Origin of the sequence: Streptomyces sp. NPDC048636, from assembly GCF_040650655.1 — a bacterium.
In the GTDB taxonomy this organism is placed as follows: Bacteria; Actinomycetota; Actinomycetes; order Streptomycetales; family Streptomycetaceae; genus Streptomyces.
This window is the reverse complement of record NZ_JBEZHR010000001.1, coordinates 979052-1003257: the sequence shown is the minus strand read 5'-3', so window position 1 is coordinate 1003257 and position 24206 is coordinate 979052. Positions and strand designations below refer to the sequence as shown.

The following is a 24206-nucleotide window of genomic DNA, read 5'->3' as shown; positions in this document are numbered from 1 at the left end:
CGTACGTACCGTACGGACGATCCTCGCCCGACACGTCCCGCACCGTCGCACAGTCAATGCCGCAATCCGGGACACTTTGCCCTGATCTGTCGTGTGCCCGGGGAAAGGACGCGACGCCATGCCGGAAGCTCCGTTCTCCCGGGGGGCACATCACCCGCCGACCGCAGTACCGCGGACCCAGCCCCCGTCCGCCTCCGCCACCGCGCCCGGCGACGGACGCGGGCTGCTCGCCTCGCTCGCCCCGCTGCTCGCCGAGTGGCTCCCCCGGCAGCGCTGGTTCGCGGGCAAGGGGCGCCCGGTCACCGGCTTCGCGCTGGTGTCCGCCACCGAACTGCTGCCCTGCGCCGCGGGCGGCGCCACCCCCGGTCTGCTCCATCTGCTGATCCGCGCCCAGCAGCCGGAGCCACCGGGCCACCGGCACGGCTACGGCTGCGGGCACCGGCGCGGCGCGGCGGCCAGCGACTGCTACCAGATCCTGCTGGGGGTGCGCTCGGCGCTGCCGCCGCCGCTGGCCCCGGCGCTCGTGGGACGCCCGGACGGCGGACCGCTGGACGGACGCACCCTGTACGAGGCGCTGGCCGACCCCCGGCTCGCCGCGCTACTGCTGGAGCGGCTGAGAGTGCCGGGGCGGCTGGGCCCGCTGCGCTTCGTCCGCGAACCGGCCACCGCCATCCCCGCCGTACTCGCCCCACGGCTGATGACCGCCGAGCAGTCCAACTCCTCGGTCGTCTATGGCGATACGTTTATTCTCAAGCTCTTCCGGCGGGTCAGCCCCGGTACCAACCCCGATCTGGAACTGCCGCTGGCCCTCGCCCGCACCGAGTGCACCCGGGTGCCCGCGCCCGCCGCCTGGTTCGAGGCCGCCTCACCCGCCGACGGTGCCGGACCCCGCCCCGAGCCGTTCACCCTCGGGGTGCTCCAGCCCTATCTGGCGGGCTCCGCCGACGGCTGGCGGCTGGCGCTGGACGCCCTGGCCGTACGGGCCGACTTCACCGAGGCCGCCCGCGCCCTCGGCCGCGCCACCGCCGAGGTGCATCTGGCGATGGCCCGCGCACTGCCCACCTCGGTGCTGCGCCGCCGTCAGATCGAGCACCTGGCGGCCGCCATGAGCGAGCGGCTGGACTCCGCCGCGGCCGCCGTGCCCGCGCTCCAGCCCTACCGCGCCGCGCTGCACCTCGCCTATGAGGATCTCGCCGCGCTCGGCCGCGCCGGACGCACCTGGTCCGCCCAGCGCATCCACGGCGATCTGCACCTCGGCCAGGCGCTGCTGACCACGGCGGCCCCCGGCGGGGGCGAGGGCCGCTGGTCGCTGATCGACTTCGAGGGCGAGCCGTCCCGTCCGCTGGCCGAGCGCCGCCGTCCGCAGCCGCCGGTGCGCGATATCGCGGGCATGCTCCGCTCCTTCGACTACGCCGCCGCCGTGGGCCGCCACGAGGACCCCCAGGAGTGGGCCGGGCACACCCGCGCCGCCTACTGCACGGGCTACGCCGAGGCGTCCGGCAGCGATCCGCGCGACGAACCGGAGCTGCTGCGCGCCCACGAGACCGACAAGGCCGTCTACGAAGTGCTCTACGAGGCCCGGCACCGCCCCGACTGGCTGTCCATCCCCATGACCGCGATCCGGCGCCTCGCCGCCGACACCTCCGGGAGGACCACCCCGTGACCGCACGTCCGCCGTCCCGCCCGTACCCGTCCGGCGAAGGGCCGGACCAGGACCCCGCCGCCCGCGGCGAGGACCCGTCCGCCCGGGCGGTTCCGCCGACCTTCCGGCCGCCACAGCGCGCCGGGTCCCGAACCTCCTACGGCTCCCCGCCCGTACCGCGCGCCGTCCGCCGGGACGGTACGGACGGCGCGGCCGCGGTGGGCGAGGCGGAGCGGGCGGCGGATCCGGCCGAGGCCCGGCGGCCCGTCACCGGACGCCCGGTCACCGGCCCCGCGCCCGGCCCCGAGCCCGACCCCGGCGCCGACGACGGTCACGGGGTGCGGCCCGCGCCCGCCCTCGGCGACGACGACCGGCGGCGGCTGCTCGGCGGTACCCACCACGATCCGCACGGTCTGCTCGGCGCCCACCCGGTGCGCGGCGGGGTGCTGATCCGGGCCCTGCGCCCGTACGCCCGCTCGGTGACGGTGACCGCCACCGGGCTGCGGGCGCGGCTGCGCTCCGAGGGCGACGGGCTGTTCTCCGGGGTGCTGCCGCAGACGGAGATCCCCGACTACCGGCTGCTGGTGGCGTACGAGGGCACCGAGCTGGAGCTGGAGGACCCGTACCGCTTCCTGCCCGCCCTCGGCGAACTCGATCTGCATCTGATCGGCGAGGGCCGCAACGAGGAGCTGTGGCGGGCGCTGGGCGCGCGGCCGATGACCCACCAGGGGGTGGCCGGGACCCGGTTCACCGTCTGGGCACCGAACGCGCTGGGGGTGCGGGTCACCGGGGACTTCACCTACTGGGACGGCACCGCCTTCCCGATGCGGTCGCTGGGCGGCAGCGGGGTGTGGGAGCTGTTCCTGCCCGGGGTCGGCGAGGGCGCGCTGTACAAGTTCGAGATCACCCGGCCCGACGGCAGCCACACCGTACGGGCCGATCCGATGGCCCGGCGCACCGAGTGCCCGCCCGCCACCGCCTCGGTGGTGCACCTCTCGCACCACCAGTGGAACGACCAGCTCTGGATGGCCCGCCGCGAGGGCCAGCGGGTGCACGAGTCCCCGTTCTCGGTGTACGAGGTGCATCTGCCGTCCTGGCGGCCGGGGCTGACGTACCGCCGGCTCGCCGAGCAGTTGCCCGGGTACGTCCGGGACCTGGGCTTCACCCATGTCGAGCTGATGCCGGTGGCCGAGCATCCCTTCGGCGGCTCCTGGGGCTACCAGGTCACCGGTTTCTACGCGCCCACCGCCCGGCTGGGCACCCCCGACGACTTCAAGTACCTGGTGGACGCGCTGCACCAGGCGGGAATCGGGGTGCTGGTGGACTGGGTGCCCGCGCACTTCCCCCGGGACGCGTGGGCGCTCGCGGAGTTCGACGGCCGTCCACTGTACGAGCCCGCCGATCCGCAGCGGGCCGCGCATCCGGACTGGGGCACGCTGGAGTTCGACTACGGCCGCACCGAGGTGCGCAACTTCCTGGTGGCCAACGCGGTCTACTGGTGCGAGGAGTTCCATATCGACGGACTGCGGGTGGACGCCGTGGCCTCGATGCTCTACCTCGACTACTCCCGTGAGCCGGGCCAGTGGTCGCCCAACGCGCAGGGCGGCCGGGAGAACCTGGACGCGGTGGCCTTCCTCCAGGAGATGAACGCCACCGTCTACCGCCGCTGTCCCGGAGTGCTCACCATCGCCGAGGAGTCCACCGCCTGGGACGGGGTCACCCGCGCCACCCACCATGTGGGCGCCAGCGGATTCGGCGGCCTCGGCTTCGGGCTGAAGTGGAACATGGGCTGGATGCACGACTCGCTGGGCTATGTGGCGCATGAGCCGGTGCACCGCAAGTACCACCACCACGAGATGACGTTCTCGATGGTGTACGCCTACAGCGAGAACTACGTCCTGCCCATCTCGCATGACGAGGTGGTGCACGGCAAGGGCGCGCTGGTGTCCAAGATGCCGGGGGACTGGTGGCAGCAGCGGGCCAACCACCGCGCGTACCTGGGCTTCATGTGGGCCCACCCGGGCAAGCAACTGCTCTTCATGGGGCAGGAGTTCGCCCAGGGCGCGGAGTGGTCGGAGGGCCACGGCCCGGACTGGTGGCTGCTGGACCCCTCGTACTCCGCCGAGGCCGACCACCGGGGCGTCCGGGACCTGGTGCGCGAGCTGAACCGGGTCTACGCGGCCACTCCCCCGCTGTGGCAGCGGGACACCGACCCGGAGGGCTTCTCCTGGGTGGAGGGGGACGCGCGCGAGGACAACGTGTTCGCGTTCCTGCGCTTCGACGCCGACGGTGCGCCGCTGCTGGCCGTCAGCAACTTCTCCCCCGTGGTCCGGCACGAGTACCGCGTCGGGGTGCCCGGCGGGACGGCGGAGTGGTACGAGGTGCTCAACACCGACCAGGAGCGGTTCGGTGGCAGCGGGGTGGCCAACCCCGAACCGCTGAAGGCGGAGGCCACCGCCTGGCACGGCCGCCCCGCCAGCGTGCTGACGGTGCTGCCCCCACTGGCCACGGTCTGGCTGCGGCCCGGCCCGCGCGCCTGACGCAACACCCGCGGCCCTGCCCCGATTCAGGGGGGCAGGGCCGCGGTCGCGCGGGGCGCGTCGGCGCGGGAGCGGGCCTCAGGCGGGCACCTGCTCCTTCGCCGTGTCACCACCACGCTGCTCGGGCACCCCGCCGTCGGTGTCCGCGGGGCCGTGTCCACCGCCGTTCCGGGCGAACGCCTCGCTGTCGAACGGCAGCCGCCCGGAGAGGACCTCGGTCATCCGCTCCTTGTCGATCTCCTTGGTCCAGGTGCCGACGAGGACGGTGGCGACCGCGTTGCCCGCGAAGTTGGTCAGCGCGCGGGCCTCGCTCATGAAGCGGTCGATACCGACGATCAGGCCGACGCCGTCCACCAGTTCGGGCCGGTGCGACTGGAGGCCGCCCGCCAGCGTCGCCATGCCCGCGCCGGTCACCCCGGCCGCGCCCTTCGACGCCACGATCATGAACACCAGCAGGGAGATCTGCTGGCCGATCGAGAGCGGGTCGCCCATCGCCTCGGCGATGAACAGCGACGCCATCGTCAGGTAGATCGCGGTGCCGTCCAGGTTGAAGGAGTAGCCGGTGGGCACGGTGATGCCGACGACCGGGCGGGAGACGCCCGCGTGCTCCATCTTGGCGATCAGCAGCGGCAGCGCGGACTCGGACGACGAGGTCGACAGGATCAGCAGGAACTCCCGCGCCAGATACTTCAGCAGCAGGAACAGATTGACCCCGGCGACCAGCCGCAGCACCGTGCCGAGGACGACCACCACGAACAGGGCACAGGTGACATAGAAGCCGACCATGATGACGGCGAGCGCCTTGAGCGCGTCGAGACCGGTCTCGCCGACCACCGCCGCGATGGCGCCGAAGGCACCGACCGGCGCCGCCCACATCACCATCGACAGCAGTTTGAAGACCAGTTGCTGGATGTGGCCGATACCGCGCAGCACCGGCTCGCCCGCCCGGCCGAGAGCCTGGAGCGCGAAGCCCACCAGCAGGGCCACGAGCAGGGTCTGGAGCACCTGCTCCGCGGTGAACGCGGAGACGAGAGTGGTGGGGATGATGCCGAGCAGGAAGTCCGCGGTGGACTCGCTGGCACCCTCGGCCTGGCTCTGCCCGGCCTGGGCCGCCTCATGACTCATATGCAGCCCGCTGCCGGGCTCGAGTATGTTCCCGACGACCAGCCCTATGGCCAGGGCCACGGTCGACATCAGCAGGAAGTAGCCGAGGGCGAGCCCGCCGACCGCGCCGACCTTCGCGGCCTTCCGCACCGAGCCGATGCCCAGCACGATCGTGCAGAAGATGATCGGCGAGATCAGCATCTTGATCAGGTTCACGAAGCCGGTGCCGATGGGCTTCAGCTCCACCGCCACCCCGGGCGCGGCGAAGCCCACCACGATGCCGAGCGCCACCGCGGCGATCACGGCGAGATAGAGGTAGTGGATCTTTTCCTTCTTCGCCCGCCCGGCTTTCGCCACCTTGGGCTTCGCACTTCCCGGTCCGGTCGGCGAGGTCTGCGCAGCCACGGTGCTGCCTCCTTCTGTGTGTGCCGTCCAACTGTCCCGGCGCTGCATCGTGTGCGGCTCGCACACCGCCTTGAACGGTCCCGGCGACTATGCCCCACCCTGTGATCGGGGTCACCCTTCCGTTCATTTCGTTCACGCAAAGATGCGTGTGCAGACTGAGGGGCATGCGCGTGCCCCGCCCCCGGAGCCTGGCCGGTCAGCTCTTCGCGATGCAGGTCGTCCTGGTGGCCGCCCTGGTGGCCGGATGCGCCGTCTTCGCCTATGTGACCGACGGACGGCAGGCGGAGGCGGCCGCGCGCCGCCAGGCCACCGCCGCCGCGGCCGCCATCGCCGCCTCCCCCGCCGTCGCCGAGGCCGTACGGTCCGGCGACCCCGGCGCCCGGCTCCAGCCGTACGCGGAGAAGGTGCGCCGGGACACCGGGGTCACCTTTGTGACGATCATGGACACCCACGGGATCCGCTGGACCCACCCCGACCCGGACCAGATCGGCGCCCGCTACCTCGGCCACATCAAGCCCGCCCTGCGCGGGCGGATCTTCCCCGAGACCTACACCGGCACCCTCGGCCCCTCGGTGCGCGTGGTCGCCCCGGTCCGCGACGCCGCCGCCGGGGGCCGGATCACCGCCCTGGTCAGCGCGGGCATCACGGTGGACACCATCAGCGCCGAGGTGCGCCGCCAGCTGCTCGCCCTGCTCGGCGTCGCCCTCGCGGCCCTCGCGGTCGGCGGGGTGGCCGCGTATGTCATCAACGCCCGGCTGCGCCGCCACACCCACGGCATGAACGCCGCCGAGCTGAGCCGGATGCACGACTACCACGAGGCCGCCCTGCACGCCGTGCGCGAGGGGCTGCTGATGCTGGACGGACGGCGGCGGATCGCCCTGATCAACGACGGCGGACGGGAGCTGCTGGGGCTGTCCGGCGACGCGGTCGGCGCCTATGTCTCCGAGCTGGGTCTGCCCCCGCCGCTGACCGGCGCCCTGCTGGCCACCGAGCCGCGCGTGGACGAGCTGCATCTGTCCGCGGAGCGGCTGCTGGTCGTCAACACCTCCCCGGTGAGCAGCGGCGAACAGCGCGGCACCGTGGTCACCCTGCGTGACCACACCGAGCTCCAGGCGCTCTCCGGTGAACTGGACTCCGTCCGCGGCTTCGCCGAGGCCCTGCGCTCCCAGGCCCACGAGGCCGCCAACCGGCTGCACGCCGTCGTCTCCCTGATCGAGCTGGGCCGGGCCGACGAGGCGGTCGAGTTCGCCACGGCCGAGCTGGAGCTGGCCCAGGCGCTGACCGACCAGGTGGTCGCCGCCGTCGCCGAGCCGGTGCTCGCGGCCCTGCTGCTGGGCAAGGCGGCCCAGGCCAGCGAGCGCGGCGTCGAACTCGTCCTGGCCCCGGACAGCCGGATCGACGACGGAGTCCTGCCGCCCGGTCTGCCCGCCCGAGACCTGGTCACCATCCTCGGCAATCTGCTCGACAACGCGACCGACGCCGCGGCGGAGGGCGTCGGCAGCGGCGCCGCCCGCAGCGCCCGCGTCACGGTCACCGCCCGCGCGACCGACGGCGAGCTGACCCTGCGGGTCGCCGACACCGGCGCCGGTCTCGCCCCGGCGACGGCCGAGGAGATCTTCCGCCGCGGCTGGAGTACGAAGTCCCCGGGCCGGGGGCTCGGCCTGGCCCTCGTCCAGCAGGCGGTCCACCGCAACGCGGGCACGGTCCGGGTCTCCACGGCGGACGAGGGCGGCGCGGCCTTCACCGTCCACCTCCCCCTGACGACATCCGCCTCCCGCTGACCCCCGGCGCCGCCCCCGCCCCGTCCGGCAGGTGGACCCGGCGCGCTCCGGGACTGGCCCCCTTCCGTTACGCTCCGTAAATTGGAGCCCCTGGCTCCACACCCCCGCACCCCCGCTCGACGCCCACCGACCGCCCCGCGTCCCCGAGAGGAGTCCGTCCATGACCATGGGCCCGCCGCAGGCGCACCCGGCGCCGATCCGGGTGCTCGTCGTCGAGGACGATCCCGTCGCGGCCGACGCGCACCGGATGTACGTGGGGCGCGTCCCCGGATTCGCCGTCGTCGGAACCGCCCACAGCGGCGGGGACGCCCAGCGGCTGCTGGAGCGGACCCCCGCCGATCTCCTGCTGCTGGACCTCTACCTGCCCGACGGCCACGGCCTCCAGCTGGTACGCGCGCTGCGCGCGGCCGGGCACGGCGCGGACGTCATCGCGGTCACCTCGGCCCGCGACCTCGCCGTGGTCCGCGACGGCGTCTCGCTCGGCGTCGTGCAGTACGTGCTCAAACCGTTCACCTTCTCCACCCTCCGGGACCGCCTGCTGCGCTACGCCCAGTTCCGGGCGACCGCGGGCGAGGCCAGCGGCCAGGAGGAGGTGGACCGCGCCCTCGCCGCCCTGCGCGCGCCCCGGCCCGCCGCGATGCCGAAGGGGCTGACACAGGCCACCCTCCAGGCCGTCACCGACGCCCTGCGCGCCGCCGAGGACGGCATCTCCGCCGCGGCCTCCGCCGAGGAGGTGGGCATCTCCCGCATCACCGCACGCCGTTACCTGGAACACCTGGTGGAGGCGGGCCGCGCCGCCCGCACCCCCCACTACGGCCAGATCGGCCGCCCCGAGCTCCGCTACCGCTGGCTGAGCGACACGCCGTGACACACCGGCGGACCACCCGCCGCACACCCCGCCCGCATCGGCGTTCGATCAAGTCCGTTCCTGGTCACAGGGATTGACCTTGCGCTGAGGCCGACCTTACGGTCGGCGCGCCAGCCCATCGAGGCCAGCGCAAGGAGGTCGTGCTCGTGCGCCCCACCGGTCCACTGCTCCTCTCCGCCGCCCTCGTCGCCACCGCGGGTCTCACCGCCTGCGGCGGTGGCTCGGGAAGCGACCCGGACACCGTCAAGGTCGCCTACAACCGTTCCACCGACAACAAGATCCGCTTCAAGGACCACCATCTCGCCGCGGTGAAGAAGCAGTTCGAGAAGGCGAACCCCGGCAAGACGGTCAAGCTGATCCCCATCCAGGCGCAGGACAACGACTACGCCACCAAGGTCCAGCAGATGATGCGGTCGCCCCGGACCGCGCCAGATCTGGTCTACGAGGACACCTTCCGGATCAACTCCGATATCAAGGCGGGCTATCTGCGCCCCCTCGACGACTATCTGGCCAAGTGGAAGACCTGGGACCAGTTCGTCGACACCGCGAAGAGCGCGGCCGAGGCCGAGGACGGCAAGACCTACGGCATCCCGGACGGCACCGACACCCGCGGGCTGTGGTTCAACAAGGAGATCTTCGCCAAGGCCGGGCTGCCGGCCAACTGGGCGCCCAAGAACTGGAACGAGATCCTCGAGACCGCCCGCACCATCAAGAAGAAGGTCCCCGGTGTCACTCCGCTCAACGTCTACACCGGCAAGGCACCCGGTGAGACCTCGGTGATGCAGGGGTTCGAGATGCTGCTGTACGGCACCGGCGAGGACCCCCTCTACGACCCCGCCGCCAAGAAGTGGATCGTCGGCGGCAAGGGCTTCGAGCAGTCGCTGTCGTTCCTGCGCACCGTCTACTCCGAGAAGCTGGGCCCCGACACCTCCGACGCGCTCGACCCCAACGTCGGCACCACGGTCTTCAGCGAATGGCTGCCCGAGGGCAAGCTCGCCATCGCCCTCGACGGCTCCTGGCTCGGCCAGAACTGGCTGAAGACCGGCGGAAAGCCGTGGCCCGAGTGGTCCAAGACCCTCGGCCAGGCCCCGATGCCGACCCGGAACGGCCAGGCCCCCGGCAAGGTCAGCATGTCCGGCGGCTGGACCTGGTCGATCACCGCCAAGTCCAAGAACCCCCATCTGGCCTGGAAGTTCATCCAGCAGCTCCAGACCCGGAAGAACGCCGTGCGGTGGGACATCGTCGGCGCGCAGATCGCGGTGCGGGAGGACGTGGCGAAGGATCCGGAGTATCTGAAGTCCATGCCCGGCATCACCTTCTTCACCGGTCTGGTGAAGCACACCCACTACCGCCCGGCGCTCCCCGTCTACCCCCAGGTGTCCTCCGCCATCGGCGAGGCGATGGAGGCGGTCACCACGGGCGACGACTCACCGCGCGGCGCCGCCGCGGCCTACGCCGACCAGCTGAAGTCCATCGCCGACGGCGCCACGGTCAGCAAGGGCTGACCCCGATGACCACCGCGACCAAGGTGGCGGTGCCAGGTCGGGGGCGGCGTCGCCACCGCCCCCTGCGCTGGCTGCCGCTCGCCCCCGCCACGGTCCTGCTGCTGCTCTTCCTCGGCGGGCCGATCGGCTACTGCGTCTATATCGCCTTCACCAATATGCAGCTCACCGGCGCGGCCACCACGGACTTCGTCGGCCTCGACAACTTCCGCCGCGCCTTCGGCGACGACGACTTCCGCAACGCGGTCGTCCTCACCCTCGTCTTCACCTTCGTCTCCTCGCTCATCGGCCAGAACACCCTGGGCCTCGCCCTGGCCACCCTGATGCGGCGCGCCTCCAAACCGGTGCGCACGGTGGCCGGTTCGATCGTCATCGCGGCCTGGGTGCTTCCCGAGATCGTGGCGGGCTTCCTGCTGTACGCCTTCTTCCGCCGCGAGGGCACCCTCAACTCGGTCCTGGACACGCTGGGCCTGCCGTCGCAGAACTGGCTCTACACCCTGCCGATCCTCGCGGTGTCCTTCGCCAACGTCTGGCGCGGCACGGCCTTCTCGATGCTCGTCTACTCCGCCGCGCTCGCCGAGATCCCCAAGGAGATCACGGAGGCGGCGGAGGCCGACGGCGCGGGCGGGATCCGCCGCTTCTGGCACATCACCCTGCCGATGATCCGCCGCTCCATCGGCACCAACCTGATGCTGAACACGTTGCAGACGCTGTCGGTGTTCGGCCTCATCTGGGCCATGACCCGCGGCGGCCCCGGCAACCGCAGCCAGACCCTCCCGGTCTTCATGTACGACCAGGCGTTCAACAAGGCCCTCATCGGCTACGGCACGGCGGTGGCCCTGCTGTTGCTGCTGGTCGGCGCGCTGTTCTCGCTGGTCTATCTGCGGCTGATGAGAGAGGAGGTCTGAAACGCGGCCCAGGCGGCCGGGCTGAAGTGGACGACGGGGCCGCGGGGGTTCTTGGAGTCGCGCACGGCGACGGTGTGGGGGTGGTTGGTCGCCACCTCCACGCATTCAAGCTCGGGGTTGCTGTAGCTCGACTTTCGGAAAACGAAGGGTGTCACTCACAGTTCCTTGATGAGTCGCTCCAGGAACGCGGCCGACTCCGGCTCGGGGAAGGCACGTTGCGCGGTCTTCTCGAAGATACTCACGTGCCGGGCGGCACCATCGCCACCCTCGATCCACACGTGCGAGTACGAGGACTCCACGTAGACCACGTCCATAGCTCCCGGTTCGGCGAACGAGAGCACGTTGAACGAGCCGGAGAGCCCCTCTGCGAATCCTGCGCCGAAGGGAAGGATCTGGAGCGTGACGTGGGGACACTCGCCCCAGTCGAGGAGCATCGTCAATTGGTCCCGCAGCATCTCGGGATCGAACGCGGCAATGCGCAGCGCGGCTTCGGGAATGACCGCCCAGAACGACAGCGGCGACTCCCCTGAAAGCCTGTGCTGCCGAGCGAGCCGCGCAGTCACGAACCCCTCGGTCACCTCAGGATGCTCGTCCGGCATTGCTGTACGCCGTAGGGCTCGCATGTAGCCAGGAGTCTGAAGCAGGCCCGGAACATAGGAGACCTGCCAAGCCTTGACTGCGGTCGCGGCATTCTCCAGTGGCCCATACTCCTTCATGGCTCCAGGGATCTGGACGTCGTTCCACCATCCTTTGACCTTGCGGCGTTCGCGGTCGATGCGCGCCAACTCCAGGAGCGTGCCCACCGTCGCCGGATCGCTCGCGCCGTACAGCGCGCAGAGCGCCCGGATGTCCGGCTCACGCATGGGCACCCAGCCGCTCTCCATCTTGGCGACCTTGCCAGTGGACGCAGTGATGGCGTCAGCGGCCTGACCTTGCGTGAACCCGGCCATGGTCCGCAACCGCAGGAGCTCCCCACCCAGCTTGCGCCCCAGAACCGTTGAGACGCGGTTCCCTTGGGCGGATTGCTCCTCTGCCACTTTGGCACCCTCCCTGCCTTACGCCCAGTGTGTGCCCAGGCACAGTCCGCACGCAAGATCGGTTACAAATTTCCCCGAGCGGATTGCCTCGCACGCCGAAATGAGACTACCTTCCGTGATGAACCGCTCGCACAGGGACGTCAGTTGGCGGACGGACTCCGCCCTGCCCTGCCCACTGGAGGAACGCGATGGCCTGCGCGCCCCAAGACCCCCGGATCACCGACCCCGGCGACCCCGTCGTCCAGGAGTCCCGCGTCGACTACATCCCGTCCCCGATAAGCGTGACCCGCGCCCGTCAGCACGCCACACGGCTCGTGGCCGAGTGGGGGCATCCATCCGTCGCCGACGACGCCGCGCTCATCGTGTCCGAGCTGGCCACCAACGCCGTACGCCACGGCCACGTACCCGGGCGGCTGTTCCGCGTCTGTCTCACCCTCACCAAGACGCGGTTACGCGTCACCGTCACCGATCCCCTGGGCGAACGCATGCCGCGCCCACGCCGCCCCTCCCCCAGCGAGAAGAACGGGCGCGGACTGCTCATCGTCCGCGCCCTGGCCGCCCGCTGGGGAGTGCGCGAACGCACCGTCGGCAAGGAGATCTGGGCGGAACTCGACCTCGCTACGCCACCACCCGAAGCGTGAGCGCCGAAATACACTCCACCCCATGGGGACCGTGAACACCGCCGTCATCCACGACCTGGCTCCGGAAGGCACGCTGCGGGCGTCGATCAACCTGGGCAATCCCGTACTGGCCCAGGGGACCCCGGCGGCGCCGTCCGGTATCACCGTGGACATCGCGCGGGAGATCGGCGCGCGGCTGGGGGTGCCGGTGGAGTTCGCGTGCTTCGACGCGGCGCGCAAGTCGTACGAGGCGATGGCGACCGGGCAGGCGGACATCTGCTTCCTGGCGGTCGAGCCCGCGCGGGAGGCGGAGGTGGCCTTCACCCCGCCGTACGTCGTCATCGAGGGCGTGTACGCCGTGCCCCAGGGCGCGCCGTACACCACGGCGGCCGAGGTGGACCGGGACGGGGTGCGGATCGGGGTGAAGCACGGGTCCGCGTACGACCTGTTCCTCTCCCGCACCCTCCGTCACGCGAGCGTGGTGCGCGGAGCGGAGGGCGTCGAGGTCTTCCGCGCCGAGGAGCTGGAGGTGGCGGCCGGGATCCGGCAGCCGCTCGCGGCGTACGTGGCCGCCCACCCGGATCTGCGGCTGATCGAGGACCGGTTCATGCAGATCCGGCAGGCGCTGGGCACGACGAAGGGCCGACGGCCCGAGACCGTCCGGTTCCTGCGGGAGCTCATCGAGGAACTGAAGGCGAACGGCTTCGTGGCCGACGCGCTGCGGCGCTCGGGGCAGGCCGGGGAGCTGGTGGCCCCGCCGGGGTAACCCGTCCGGTACACCGTGCTGTAATTCCGCAATGTTCATGGTGGAGTTCCTTCAGGAGTTCGACTCCTACTACTGGCACACCGAGTTCGATGACCCCGAACTGCGCGCGGCCTACGCGTCGTTCACGACCGCCACCACGCAGGAGGAGTTCGAGCGGGCGTTCCTGGTGCTGCTGCGCAGCGAGGACACGGTCGCCCGCGGAACCGCGCTGGACTTCTTCGACCGGGCCGAGACGACGGGGCGGTTCGGGGAGCCGAATCCGTTCGCCGCGCACGAGCGGGAGGTCATCGCGGTCGCCCGCGAGTTGCTGCGGCAGCCGCCGAGGCCCGAGGACGACCACACCTACGAGGGCGCCAACCACGCGAGCGCGCTTCTCGCGCTGCGCCATGACGCGGGTCCCGAGGACACGGAGACGCTGCTGCGGGTGCTGGAGCGCGCGCCGGAGGGGAGTGTGCTGGAGAACGCCCTGATGGTGGCGCACACGATCTTCGAGGACGCGCCGGAACCCGAGCCGCGGCTGGTCGCCCTCGTCAGCGGGTTGGCGTTCAACCGGACGCTGGAGCAGGGCTATCGCGAGGAGGCGCTGAGAACGCTGCGGTACGCGCGGAGCGCGGAGGTGGACGCGCTGTTGGTCCGCGCGCTCGGGGAGGACGAGGAACCCGGGATCCGCAGGTGCGCGGCCGACGCCCTGGCGTCGGGCACCCGCTTCTACGCCCACCGCACGGTGCTGGAGCGGCTGGACCCGGAGGTGGCCGGCGGCAACCTCCCCTACCTGCTCGCCGAGGGCCCGCACAGCCTGTACTGGGAGGGGTGCGAAGCGGAGAGCGAGGACCTGCGGGCGGCGCACCGGGAGCTGCGCTCGCCCACCGGCGAGGAGGCGCACCGGCGGGCGTTCCGCGCCATGTTGCACAGCGGACGGCCGGTGGCCGTGGGGATCGCCCTCGACCACTCCCACCAGGACGACGGACTCGGCCGGTTCGGGCTGGCCACATCCGCCTTCGCGACAGAGGTGACCACCGTCGCCCGGGAGGTGTTGCGGCAGCCGTTGTCGGGTACCGGTGCGCAGCACGCCGGGGCACTGCACGCCCTGGAGTGGTACGCCGGGCCCGAGCACGCGGCGGAGCTGACCACGGCACTGCGGGCGAGGGGGCCCGCGCTGGTCCGGGAGCGTGCGGTGCTGGCCGCGCAGCGCTGCCTGGAACGGTGGCCGGCGGTGGACGAAGACGTGGTGGCCGCCCTCGAGGAACTCGTCTTCGACGACGCGGTGGAGGTGGCCGAACGGGCCGACGCCGTCGTCGCGCTGTTCGACCTCCCCTCCCCGGCGGTCACGGCCGTACTGCTGCGGGCGGTGCGCTCGCCCGAGCCGCCAATCCAGGTGGAGGCGGCGGTCGGCCTGACCTACGAGCACCTGATCGAGGACCACCGCGATCTGCTGCGGAGCGTGGTCGCCTCATGGCCCGAGGACGCCGGGCACCGGGCACGGATCGTGTGGTCCGAGCTGAGGGAGTGAGAGCCGCGGGGCGGCACCTCGTACGCGTCGCGGTACGCCTCGAAGCGGCCTGGGCGACCCGCACCGGAGTGAAACCGGTGGTGCCCCCGCCCCGCGCGTTGCCTTCGTGTGTGCTCCAGGACGTAGTTTCCCCGGCATGACCACACCTCAGCAGCGGATCGGCTCGGGCTTCGGGCCCCGGAGCACCACGGACGATGTTCTGCGCGGAATCGATCTCACCGGCCGGACCGCCCTTGTCACCGGTGGCGCCTCCGGTCTCGGGCTGGAGACGACTCGGGCGCTCGCGGGCGCCGGGGCGACGGTGGTGGTCGGGGCGCGGCGGGTGGCGGCGGCGCGGGAGGCGGTCGCGGGGGTCCGCGGGGAGGTGGAGGTCGAGGAGCTGGACCTCGCCGACCTCGACAGTGTCCGCCGCTTCGCCGAGCGGTTCCCCGCCTCCGGCCGCCCGCTGGACATGGTGATCGCCAACGCCGGGATCATGGCCACTCCGGAGACCCGGGTCGGACCGGGGTGGGAGGCGCAGTTCGCCACCAACCACCTCGGCCACTTCGCGCTCGTCAACCTCCTCTGGTCCGCCATCGCCGCCGGGGGCGCACGCGGCGGCGGGGCGCGGGTCGTCGTGGTGTCGTCCAACGGACACCAGCTCTCCGATATCCGCTGGGACGATCCGCAGTTCGAGCGCGGCTACGACAAGTGGGCCGCGTACGGCCAGGCGAAGACGGCCAACGCGCTGTTCGCCGTCGGGCTCGACGTACTCGGCCGGGACGCCGGGGTGCGGGCGTTCTCCGTCCACCCCGGCACCATCGCCACCCGGCTGGCCCGCCATATGCCCCGGGAGGAGATGATCTCCGCGGGGTGGATCGATGAACACGGCAACGTGGCGGGCGCGTTCAAGACACCGCAGCAGGGCGCGGCCACCCAGGTGTGGGCGGCGACCTCCCCGGCCCTGGCCGAGCTGGGCGGCGCCTACTGCGAGGACTGCGATATCGCGGAGCGCGCGGGCGAGGGGGAGCTGATCGACGGCGTGCGCGAGTACGCCACCGACCGGGCGGCCGCGGCCCGGCTCTGGCGGCTGTCGGCCGAGCTGACCGGTGCGGACGCCTTCGCCCACTAGCGCGGCCCGCCGGTACCTCGACGCCGGAGCGGCGAAAGTCGGACGACAACCGCACCCGGCCGTGATCGTATGCGCCACAGCGAGCCGTACAGCCGACCGAGCGGCGGCCACGACCGAGGAGCCACCCCGATGACCACCGACCCCCGCCCGGCACCGCCCCGCCTCGGCGATGAGCGGGAGACCCTGCGCGCCTTCCTGGAGTTCCAGCGCGCCACGCTCGCCATGAAGTGCGAAGGGCTCACCGACGAGGAGCTGCGGCAGCGGTCGATGCCGCCCTCGACGCTGTCGTTGCTCGCCCTGGTGCGCCATCTGGCCGAGGTCGAACGGGCCTGGTTCCGGCGGGTGTTCGAGGACCACGAGGCGCCGATGGTGTGGTCGGACATCGTCGACTTCCAGGCCGCGTACGACGCGAGCCGGTCGACCCGGGCCGAGGCGTTCACCGCGTGGGAGGCGGAGGTCGACAATTCCCGGCGGATCGAACGGGAGGCCGTGTCACTGGATCTGGCCGGTTATCAGCCGCGCTGGGAGAAGGAGGTGTCGCTGCGGATGGTGCTGGTGCACGTCCTGCTGGAGTACGCCCGCCACAACGGGCACGCGGACTTCCTGCGCGAGGGCGTCGACGGGGTGACGGGGGCCTGAGGGGCTGGGGCCTGAGGGCCTAGGACCGGCCGGGCCCGCCCTCGTGCGGGGGTCTTCCCGCGCGCGTCCGATGTCCCCGGCCACCTCGTGGGACCAGAATCGACACGCACCGCGAAAGATCCCGAGGACGATCGAAGGAGCTGGTCATGTCGTATCCGGAGCCCCGCTATCTGGGGGCGAGCGGCGAGGTGAACGCGGTGTTCCGAGGAGCGGACACCGCGCCCGAGCTGTCCTCCCCGTCCGGCAACCGGACCCACTACCTCGCCACCCACGCCACCACCGGCGGTGAGTTCGGGCTGTACAAGGTGGACCTGGGGCCGGGGGCACCCGGCCCCAAGACCCACTTCCACCGCTCGATCTCGGAGTCCTTCTACATCCTGTCCGGGACCGTCGGGCTCTACGACGGCGACCGCTGGGTCTCGGCGGGGGCCGGGGACTTCCTGTATGTCCCGGTGGGCGGGCTGCACGCGTTCCGGAACGACTCCGACGACCCGGCCTCGATGCTGCTGCTGTTCTCCCCGGGCGCGCCGCGCGAGGAGTACTTCGAGCAGGTGGCGGAGATGGCCCGGCGCGGTGGGGAGGAGTTCGCGGAGTTCCTGGTCCGCCACGACAGTTACTTCGTGGAGTAGCCCGGGGTACTCCGTGAGGCGGCCCCGAGCGGACGGCTGCACCGCTCTTCCGCCACGCCCGGGACAAGCGGTTTCATGGACGGGACGCTGATCGACTGCGCTTGTCGCGCGAGGAGGTCCGAGGTTGTCCGTGCTCTCCCGTCCGCATCCGTCACCGCGCCCCGTCCACCCGGCGGCGCCCCTCCGCCTCCCCCGCTGGTCCCCCCGCACCCGCCGTCGGCTGGCCGCCGACACCGCGCTGCTGGCGGTCGCCGCCGCCTTCCTCCTCCCGCTGGCCTGGCTGCTGTTCGCCTCGGTCGACAGCGAGGCCACCCTGCGGGTCGCGGCGCCCGGATCGCCCACCCTGGACAACTTCTCGGCGGTGTGGACGGACGAGATCACCTTCACCCCGATGCTCAACAGTCTGCTGCTGTGCGGCGGGGCCACCGTGCTGACGGTGGCGTGCGCGGCACTGGCCGCCTATCCGCTCTCCCGCTTCCGCTCCCGGCTGGTGCGCCCGTATCTGCTGACGGTGCTGTTCACCACCTGTCTGCCGATCACCGCGATCATGGTTCCGGTCTATGGCCTCTTCGTCCAGGTGGACCTCATCGACACCATGGCGGGTACCGCGCTCTTCCTCGCCGCCTCCCAACTCCCGTTCGCCATCTGGCTGATGAAGAACTTCATGGACGGTGTGCCGGTGATCCTGGAGGAGGCGGCCTGGACGGACGGCGCGTCCTGGCTCCAGAGCCTGACCCGGGTGATCCTGCCGCTGATGGGGCCGGGTATCACAGTGGTGATGATCTACAGCTTCATCATGATGTGGGGCAACTTCTTCGTCCCCTTCATGCTGCTGCTCTCCCCCGAGCAGCTGCCCGCCTCGGTGTCCATCTTCACCTTCTTCGGCAACTACGGGCAGGTGGTCTACGGCCAGCTCGCCGCGTTCTCGATCCTCTACTCCACCCCGGTGGTGCTGCTGTACGTCCTGATCGCCCGTCGGCTGGGCGGCGGCTTCGCGCTGGGCGGTGCCGTCAAGGGGTGAGCCGACGGCGCGTCATGAGAAAATCCGCGCTGACGGGCCCTTGGTGGCACGGCAGTTGAGCGAGCGAAGGGGCGCGCAGGTGGAGATCCGCATCCGCACCGACGAGGGGGACGACGGTGAGGAGTCCCTGCTCTCCCTCTACCGCTGGCTCCATGAGGACATGTCCCTGGAACGGACGGCGGAGGTCGAGCTGCGGGAGGCCCCGACGGAGGAAGGCGCCATGGGCGGCGCCTGGGACACGGTGGATGTCGTGCTCACCCACGCCACCGCGCTGAGCGGCCTCGCGCTGGCGGTGGCCACCTGGCGCTCCACCCGGCCGTCCGCGCCCCCGCTCACCGTTGAGCGCGGCGGGGTGACGGTCACGGTGCACAGCGACGATCCGGACGAGGTGCGACGGCTGCTGGAAGCCCTCGCCCCCGACGGCGCCGACTCCCCGCCGGAGGGCTGAGCGCGTGCGGCTGCCGGACCCGGCCACCTCGCGCGCCGTGCTGATCGGCGTGCATGACTTCGAGCATCGTGATCGCCCAGCCACGCTACGCCCAGGAGGTGGTGGACGCCGTCGCCCAGGCGGCCGCCGAGGCGACGGACACGCTGTTCGTCTACTACGCCGGGCACGGGCTGATCGACGAGAAGGCAAGGGACTCCTCCGACCGGCTCTGTCCGGCGCTGCCCCGCTCCGACCAGCGCCGCCTGCACCGGGCCCTGCGCTACCGGGACATCCGTGACGAGGTGCGGCACCCGCGGCGGGCCCGAGGGCGCTGGAGTCGGTGGCCGATGTGCTGCTGGCCCTCGCCGCCGACGAGGAGTGCCCGGCGGAGTTCCGGGTCCGCGCGGCCGCCCGGGTGGGCGGGCTCGGCCGGGCCCATCACGAACGTGCACGGGCCCTGCTGGAGGCCCTCGTCACCGACGACCGCCGCGATGTCGAGCAGCGGGAGAAGGCCAGGACCGAGCTGCGCAACCTCCAGGACGTACCCCCGGCCGTGGCCCTCTGATGGCCCGCCGCCTCAGCCGCCCGGCAGCGACGGCGCGGCGCAGCCGTGGTGGGCGGCGGAGCGGGTGGCGAACGCCTTGAGGGCGGCGCGCTCATAGCCCAGGTCCGGGCTGCGGCGGGCGTCGCCGTCGGCGTCGTCCGCGCGGATCAGATAGAGCGCGGAGGCGGCGCCCTTGGGGCAGGTGGCCCCGGCCCAGTAGGCGCTCCTGCCCAGCCGCCCCGCGGGCTTCTCGGCGGGGGTGACGTTCTCGTAGTCGTAGTCGTGGGTGAACTGGGCGCGGGCGTCCTCCGCGTAGGGGCCGTAGTACGCGTCCAGCCGGTAGCGCGGGGAGCCGTCCCGGGCGCCGAGGGCGCAGGTCTCGCGGGGCGCGTCCGCACGGGCGGTCTCGCGCGCGGTGGAGACGGCGGAGCGGGCGGCGGTCGGCACTCCGGCGCAGGTGCCCTTGGCGCCGATGAGCGGTTCGTACTCGTCCTCGTTGACCGGCAGATCGACCTCGCGCACCGGGGTGCCCAGCCGTGCCCCGCAGTCCCAGTGGTCGTTGGCGGCCTCGGCGGTGGCGGTGGCGGTACGGATGAAGCCGGGGCGGCCGGCCGGGTTGTCGAGGGTGACATCACGGCCGAGCACACTGGCCACGGTGATCAGCAGGGAGTCGCCGCCCTTGGCGCACGGGAGCAGTACGGCGGTGGTGGCCCCACCGTCCTCGCCGTCGCCGAGCCGGGCGCTGTCGGTGGCGAAGAGACCGGACCAGCCGTGGCCGAGGGGCACCGGGAGGGTGTGCCGGGACGGTACGGCGGCGTACAGCTCGGCCTTTCCGTGCTCGGCGCTCGGACGGGGCGCGCCCGCGATGGTCACCGTGAGGCGGCCGGTGCCCTCGCTCCGCACCTCGCACCGTACGGACAGCGAGTTGCCCCGCTCGCTCTCGCCCGCGCCGTCGAAGGAGCCCTCGGTACGGTTGGTGATCTCCATATCGCCGTCGCCGAGCACCGCGCGGACCTCGCCGACCGGGAGCACCCCGTCGCACGCCTCGTCCAGCGCCCGGTCCTCGCTGCCCGCGAACCAGAGGATCACGCCCGCGAGGGCGGCGAGCGCCACCGCGACGGCGGCGAGGGCGCGCAACCGCCGCCGGGTGAAAGGCCGTTGGATCAGTGCCACTGCTCCACCTCTCCGAGCACCGTGGTGTCCCGGCACCCCGCCGACCTCGGCCAGGCGTCCTCGGACCGCAGATAGCGGTCCAGCACCGCGCGGACGGCCCGGGAGAACCTGGCCCGGTCCTCGGCGCCGAGGACGGCGGTGTCCGCGTCGTCGAAGCGGACCTCGGGGAGGACGGAGACCCGGTGGTAGGTGGCCCGGCCGCCGCACACCGACCGGGCCCAGAGGGCGAGTTGGGGGTGTGCGGCATACGACGAAATGCGGTCCTCGGCCTTGTCGCCGCGGGCACCGGACTCGCCGCCGGGCGCGGGCTTCTCCCGCGCCGGGCCGCCCTCCTCCTCGTCCGCGCCCCAGCCCGGCACATGGCCCTCGCGCTCATACGCGTCGTACGCCGACCGGCCGAGGATCCCCGACCAGCTGGCCGCCTCGACGCCGGTGATGTCCCACTCCTCCGCGGACTCACCGTCGTTCTCCTCGGCGTCCTCGTCCCAGTCGCCGACGCAGGCGCTCAGCGCGCCGGACTCCTGGAGGTCGCCGAGGCTGGTCCAGCGGCCGGACTTCACCCCGCGCGGCGCCGGGTGGCCGATCCAGCCGCACTTGCGCAGATCGCGGCCGGGTTCATCGATCCGCTCGGACCGCCACCCGCCCTTCGCGGTGTGTGCCTCGTAGGTGTCCACCACATCGGTCGGCATCGGCAGCGGGGCTCCGCCGCAGTGCTGGGAGGCGGTGATGGCGTTGGCGACGTGGACGGCGGTGCGGAACCCGGCGAGCGCGGTGGCGCGCTCCTGGCCGCTCCGGTCCGCCCCGTCGTCGGCGTCGCCCTCGGTGGTGACCCGCGCGCGGACGTAGAGATCGGTGGTGGACCGGGTGCGTCCGGCGAGTCCGCTCCGGCAGTCGGCCACCAGCCAGGCGCCATGGCGTCCGTACTGGCCGGTGGTGCCGGGCGCCACGAAGGTGCCCTCGCCACCGCTCGGGTCGAGCAGCTCCCGGGTCTTGACCTCCTCGGGCACATCGGAGACCAGCGCCTCGGCGTGGACCGTGACCTCATGGCCGTCGCCCCAGGACAGGGCGCAGTCCAGCAGCGAACGGCTGTCCTGGCCCGGGGCCAGCATCGTGCCGTACTGCCGCAGTTCGCCCCGGCTGCCGTCGGGCACCAGGTGCGCGAGGTCGCCGTAGGGCAGGGTGCCGTCGCACGCCTTCCTCAACTGGGCCCGGTTGGCGGCGCGATGACCGCCCTCCCTGCCCCGGGTCGCCAGGACCACGCCCACGACCAGCGCCATGACGACCACGATGAGGCCCGCTGGGCGCAGCCACCCACGGTCCGGTAAACCCCGCATCCCGCCCGCTACTCCTTCGTCCCCCCTGATCAAGCTTGCCCCACGATCAGGTGTCCCCCGTGATCAGGTCTCCCCCGGTGCGCGCGGGCCCGGGTGGCTTCCGTGATCGCGGGGGACAGTACCAGAGGGGACGGGGGGTCAGCTCTTCGCCCCGGAGGCCACCGGGTCGAAACGGAACACCTGCCCCGATTCGCCCTCGCCACAAGGGAGTTGGACCACGTGGGCCCAGGGGTCGCGGGTGCCTCCGGGGACCGTCAGACAGAAGTCGGTGTGCACCGGGCGCAGCCGGTATCCGGCGGTGGGGCGGTTGACGGACTCCAGCCGGAATTTCTCACCGGGGCCCCGCGAGTCACAGTCGCCGTCGGCCAGGAAGGCCCCTTCGGTCCTCCGCCCGCCGACGATGCCCGAGCAGCCGGGGCCGTGCTCGGGGTGCCGGGTGGCGAGCCGCCAGTATCCGCCGTCCAGCCGCTCGAGCGAGTAACCGGGGAAGACGTCCTGGCACGGCGCCTGATAGACCCAGGCGGGGCGCTCGCCCTCGCGTTCGGACAGGCACAGCGCGGAGTGGGCGGCCCGGATACGGTACGCGCCGGCGGCGGGCGCGAGCAGCGCGGCACCGGAGGTCGAGGCCGCGCCGGAGCCCGGCTGCTGCCGTACGCCCTCCTGGGCCCGCCCGGTCACCGGTCCGCCGTGGTGGCTGCCGCGGGTGGTGACGGCGATGGCCACGACGGTGGCGGTCAGCGCCAGGACGGAGAGCAGGGACACCGCGCGGGAGCGGCGTAAGGACGACAGCGCGAGCAGCCCCTGCGGGGTGAGGGGCGGCTCCGCGGGCGCGGTGTCCCCGTCGTCGTCCCGTTCCGCGCGGGCGGGGAAAGGGACGACGACGGTGGCGGGAACGGTGGTACGCACGGTGGTGGCGGCGGGACCGCCCCCGGACGCACCGCGGACCGTCGGCTTCTCGCGGACCGTCGGCCGCGCGGGGACAGCAGGCTCCGCGGGGACCGCCAGCTCCGCCCTGACGGCCAGCCAGACGGTGAGCTCCGCGGGCCCGGCCCCACAGGCCCGGACGAACGCGGCGACCAGTCCGGCGCGCGGCAGCGTGGCGCTCGCCAGCAGCTCGGCGACCGCGCCGGGCGGCAGGACGTCCCCGGCCGCGTGCGCACGCGCCGTCAACTCCTGGCAGGTCAGGCGCGACCAGTCCTTGAGCGCCCGCAGCCGGGCGATGAACTCCTCGGGGCTCCGGGCGTGTAGTGGATCCGGAGCGCTGACGACCTGGGCCATCTGTGGTTCTCCCCCGCCGGTGTGTCCCGGCGCCGTCCGGGACGGGTCCGGGGTGTGTCCCGGACAGGAACAGCCTTGTTCACTCACGCCGATTGTTCAAGGGTGAACTTCGTCGACGGGTGAAAAACGCCCGGCGGCCGTGACCACCCGCGGAAGCGAGGGTCACGGCCGCCGCCGCGAAGGGGTCGTCAGGGCTCAGAAGACCGATTCGGCCTCGTCCATGCGGTGCACCGGTACGGTCTTCAGCTCGGTGACCGCGTCGGCGATCGGCACCATCGCGATGTCCGTGCCGCGCAGCGCGGTCATCATGCCGAAGTCGCCGCGGTGCGCGGCCTCGACGGCGTGCCAGCCGAAGCGGGTGGCGAGCACCCGGTCGTACGCGGTGGGGGTGCCACCGCGCTGCACATGACCGAGGATCACCGGGCGGGCCTCCTTGCCGAGGCGGCGCTCCAGCTCGGCCGCCAGGCGGTTGCCGATCCCGGCGAAGCGCTCATGGCCGTACTGGTCGATCTCGCCCTTCTGGTACTCCATGGAGCCCTCGGCGGGGTGCGCGCCCTCGGCCACACAGACGACGGCGAACTTCTTGCCGCGGGAGAAGCGCTCCTCGACCATCTTCACCAGGGCGTCGACCTCGAAGGGCCGCTCCGGCAGACAGATGCCGTGGGCACCGCCCGCCATACCGGACTCCAGGGCGATCCAGCCCGCGTGCCGCCCCATGACCTCGACGACCATGACCCGCTGATGCGATTCGGCGGTGGTCTTCAGCCGGTCCATGGCTTCGGTGGCGACGCCGACGGCGGTGTCGAAGCCGAAGGTGCGGTCGGTGGAGGAGATGTCGTTGTCGATGGTCTTGGGGACGCCGACGATGGGCAGCCCCGCGTCCGAGAGCATCCGGGCGGCGGTCAGGGTGCCCTCGCCGCCGATCGGGATCAGCACATCGATGCCGTAGTCGCGGGCGTGGTCCCGGGAGGTCTCACATGCCTCGCGCAGCCGGGCCCGCTCCAGCCGGGAGGAGCCGAGGATGGTGCCGCCGCGGGCGAGGATGCCGCCGACGTCGTCGAGGTCCAGCTTGCGGTGGCGGCCGTCGAGGAGGCCCTTGAAACCGTCCTCGAACCCGATCACCTCGTCACCGTGACCGGCCACCGCGCGATGGACGACCGACCGGATCACAGCGTTGAGGCCGGGGCAGTCGCCGCCCGCGGTGAGAACTCCGATGCGCATCGTGCTGTGTCTCCTGCTCCCTACGGGTAGATCTGAGCCAGTCCGATTGTTTCATGGGCTCGGTGGTGCTGTATCCCTCGCACTGCCGAGCGCCTTAATCACGGCCGCAGGTATTGTCAAGAGGACTGGGCCATACAATGTGGCCA

The 24206-nt window shown here is 72.2% G+C and carries 22 protein-coding genes; 15 read left to right on the top strand and 7 right to left on the bottom strand.

Annotated features, from left to right (window positions below; genetic code table 11):
- Positions 1–118 precede the first annotated feature (118 nt).
- Both AB0C66_RS04625 and glgB read left to right on the top strand, forming a co-directional pair.
- Entirely contained in the window at positions 119–1663 is a 1545-nt protein-coding gene (locus AB0C66_RS04625) for a phosphotransferase (RefSeq protein ID WP_362432726.1), read from the top strand.
- Between the two features lie 317 nt (positions 1664–1980).
- The gene (gene glgB / locus AB0C66_RS04620; protein ID WP_362433381.1) at positions 1981–4182 is read left to right on the top strand and encodes a 1,4-alpha-glucan branching enzyme; all 2202 of its coding nucleotides are present in this window, start codon (positions 1981–1983) and stop codon (positions 4180–4182) included.
- A 78-nt stretch (positions 4183–4260) separates the two neighbouring features.
- On the opposite strand, the gene AB0C66_RS04615 is transcribed toward glgB, so the two are convergent.
- Entirely contained in the window at positions 4261–5643 is a 1383-nt protein-coding gene (locus tag AB0C66_RS04615) for a cation:dicarboxylase symporter family transporter (RefSeq protein WP_362433379.1), read from the bottom strand.
- A 212-nt stretch (positions 5644–5855) separates the two neighbouring features.
- On the opposite strand from AB0C66_RS04615, the gene AB0C66_RS04610 reads away from it, so the two are divergent.
- The 4 genes from AB0C66_RS04610 (at position 5856) to AB0C66_RS04595 (ending at position 10750) form a co-directional block, all read left to right on the top strand.
- The gene (locus AB0C66_RS04610) at positions 5856–7472 is read left to right on the top strand and encodes an ATP-binding protein (RefSeq protein WP_362432724.1); all 1617 of its coding nucleotides are present in this window, start codon (positions 5856–5858) and stop codon (positions 7470–7472) included.
- Between the two features lie 166 nt (positions 7473–7638).
- Positions 7639–8340, top strand: a complete 702-nt coding sequence (locus tag AB0C66_RS04605) for a response regulator (protein ID WP_362433377.1) — start codon at positions 7639–7641, stop codon at positions 8338–8340.
- A gap of 146 nt (positions 8341–8486) precedes the next feature.
- On the top strand, positions 8487–9845 hold the full coding sequence (locus tag AB0C66_RS04600; protein ID WP_362432722.1) for an extracellular solute-binding protein: 1359 nt from the start codon (positions 8487–8489) through the stop codon (positions 9843–9845).
- A gap of 5 nt (positions 9846–9850) precedes the next feature.
- Positions 9851–10750 (top strand): sugar ABC transporter permease, encoded by a 900-nt coding sequence (locus tag AB0C66_RS04595; protein ID WP_362432719.1) that lies wholly within the window; start codon positions 9851–9853, stop codon positions 10748–10750.
- Here the strand turns inward: AB0C66_RS04595 and AB0C66_RS04590 are convergent.
- Entirely contained in the window at positions 10720–10905 is a 186-nt protein-coding gene (locus AB0C66_RS04590) for a DUF397 domain-containing protein (RefSeq protein WP_362432717.1), read from the bottom strand. The two genes, AB0C66_RS04595 and AB0C66_RS04590, sit on opposite strands and share 31 nt — an antisense overlap.
- The gene (locus AB0C66_RS04585) at positions 10906–11787 is read right to left on the bottom strand and encodes a helix-turn-helix transcriptional regulator (protein WP_362432714.1); all 882 of its coding nucleotides are present in this window, start codon (positions 11785–11787) and stop codon (positions 10906–10908) included.
- Positions 11788–11975: 188 nt separating this feature from the next.
- On the opposite strand from AB0C66_RS04585, the gene AB0C66_RS04580 reads away from it, so the two are divergent.
- The 9 genes from AB0C66_RS04580 to AB0C66_RS04540 all read left to right on the top strand — a co-directional run bounded on the left by AB0C66_RS04580 (position 11976) and on the right by AB0C66_RS04540 (position 19075).
- Positions 11976–12428, top strand: a complete 453-nt coding sequence (locus tag AB0C66_RS04580) for an ATP-binding protein (protein ID WP_362432711.1) — start codon at positions 11976–11978, stop codon at positions 12426–12428.
- A 22-nt stretch (positions 12429–12450) separates the two neighbouring features.
- Positions 12451–13173: a transporter substrate-binding domain-containing protein gene (locus tag AB0C66_RS04575; protein WP_362432709.1), complete on the top strand. Its 723-nt coding sequence runs from the start codon at positions 12451–12453 to the stop codon at positions 13171–13173.
- 31 nt (positions 13174–13204) lie between these two features.
- Positions 13205–14683 (top strand): hypothetical protein, encoded by a 1479-nt coding sequence (locus tag AB0C66_RS04570; RefSeq protein WP_362432707.1) that lies wholly within the window; start codon positions 13205–13207, stop codon positions 14681–14683.
- 136 nt (positions 14684–14819) lie between these two features.
- Entirely contained in the window at positions 14820–15794 is a 975-nt protein-coding gene (locus AB0C66_RS04565; RefSeq protein ID WP_362432705.1) for an oxidoreductase, read from the top strand.
- Positions 15795–15923: 129 nt separating this feature from the next.
- Positions 15924–16433, top strand: a complete 510-nt coding sequence (locus AB0C66_RS04560; protein WP_362432703.1) for a DinB family protein — start codon at positions 15924–15926, stop codon at positions 16431–16433.
- A gap of 146 nt (positions 16434–16579) precedes the next feature.
- Positions 16580–17062, top strand: a complete 483-nt coding sequence (locus AB0C66_RS04555) for a cupin domain-containing protein (RefSeq protein WP_362432701.1) — start codon at positions 16580–16582, stop codon at positions 17060–17062.
- Positions 17063–17192: 130 nt separating this feature from the next.
- Positions 17193–18083 carry a carbohydrate ABC transporter permease gene (locus AB0C66_RS04550; protein WP_362433375.1) on the top strand — a complete coding sequence of 297 codons (891 nt, stop codon included), beginning with the start codon at positions 17193–17195 and terminating at the stop codon, positions 18081–18083.
- A 79-nt stretch (positions 18084–18162) separates the two neighbouring features.
- Positions 18163–18531, top strand: coding sequence for a hypothetical protein (locus AB0C66_RS04545; protein WP_362432698.1), 369 nt, complete (start codon positions 18163–18165; stop codon positions 18529–18531).
- Positions 18532–18850: 319 nt separating this feature from the next.
- Positions 18851–19075: a hypothetical protein gene (locus AB0C66_RS04540; protein ID WP_362432696.1), complete on the top strand. Its 225-nt coding sequence runs from the start codon at positions 18851–18853 to the stop codon at positions 19073–19075.
- 12 nt (positions 19076–19087) lie between these two features.
- Here the strand turns inward: AB0C66_RS04540 and AB0C66_RS04535 are convergent, their stop codons facing one another.
- The 4 genes from AB0C66_RS04535 to AB0C66_RS04520 all read right to left on the bottom strand — a co-directional run bounded on the left by AB0C66_RS04535 (position 19088) and on the right by AB0C66_RS04520 (position 24060).
- The gene (locus AB0C66_RS04535) at positions 19088–20227 is read right to left on the bottom strand and encodes a hypothetical protein (protein WP_362432694.1); all 1140 of its coding nucleotides are present in this window, start codon (positions 20225–20227) and stop codon (positions 19088–19090) included.
- On the bottom strand, positions 20218–21504 hold the full coding sequence (locus tag AB0C66_RS04530; RefSeq protein WP_362432692.1) for a hypothetical protein: 1287 nt from the start codon (positions 21502–21504) through the stop codon (positions 20218–20220). The genes AB0C66_RS04535 and AB0C66_RS04530 overlap by 10 nt, the downstream gene beginning before the upstream one ends.
- 195 nt (positions 21505–21699) lie before the next feature.
- On the bottom strand, positions 21700–22839 hold the full coding sequence (locus AB0C66_RS04525) for a hypothetical protein (protein ID WP_362432690.1): 1140 nt from the start codon (positions 22837–22839) through the stop codon (positions 21700–21702).
- 195 nt (positions 22840–23034) lie between these two features.
- Entirely contained in the window at positions 23035–24060 is a 1026-nt protein-coding gene (locus AB0C66_RS04520) for a 6-phosphofructokinase (protein WP_362432688.1), read from the bottom strand.
- Positions 24061–24206: the final 146 nt, after the last annotated feature.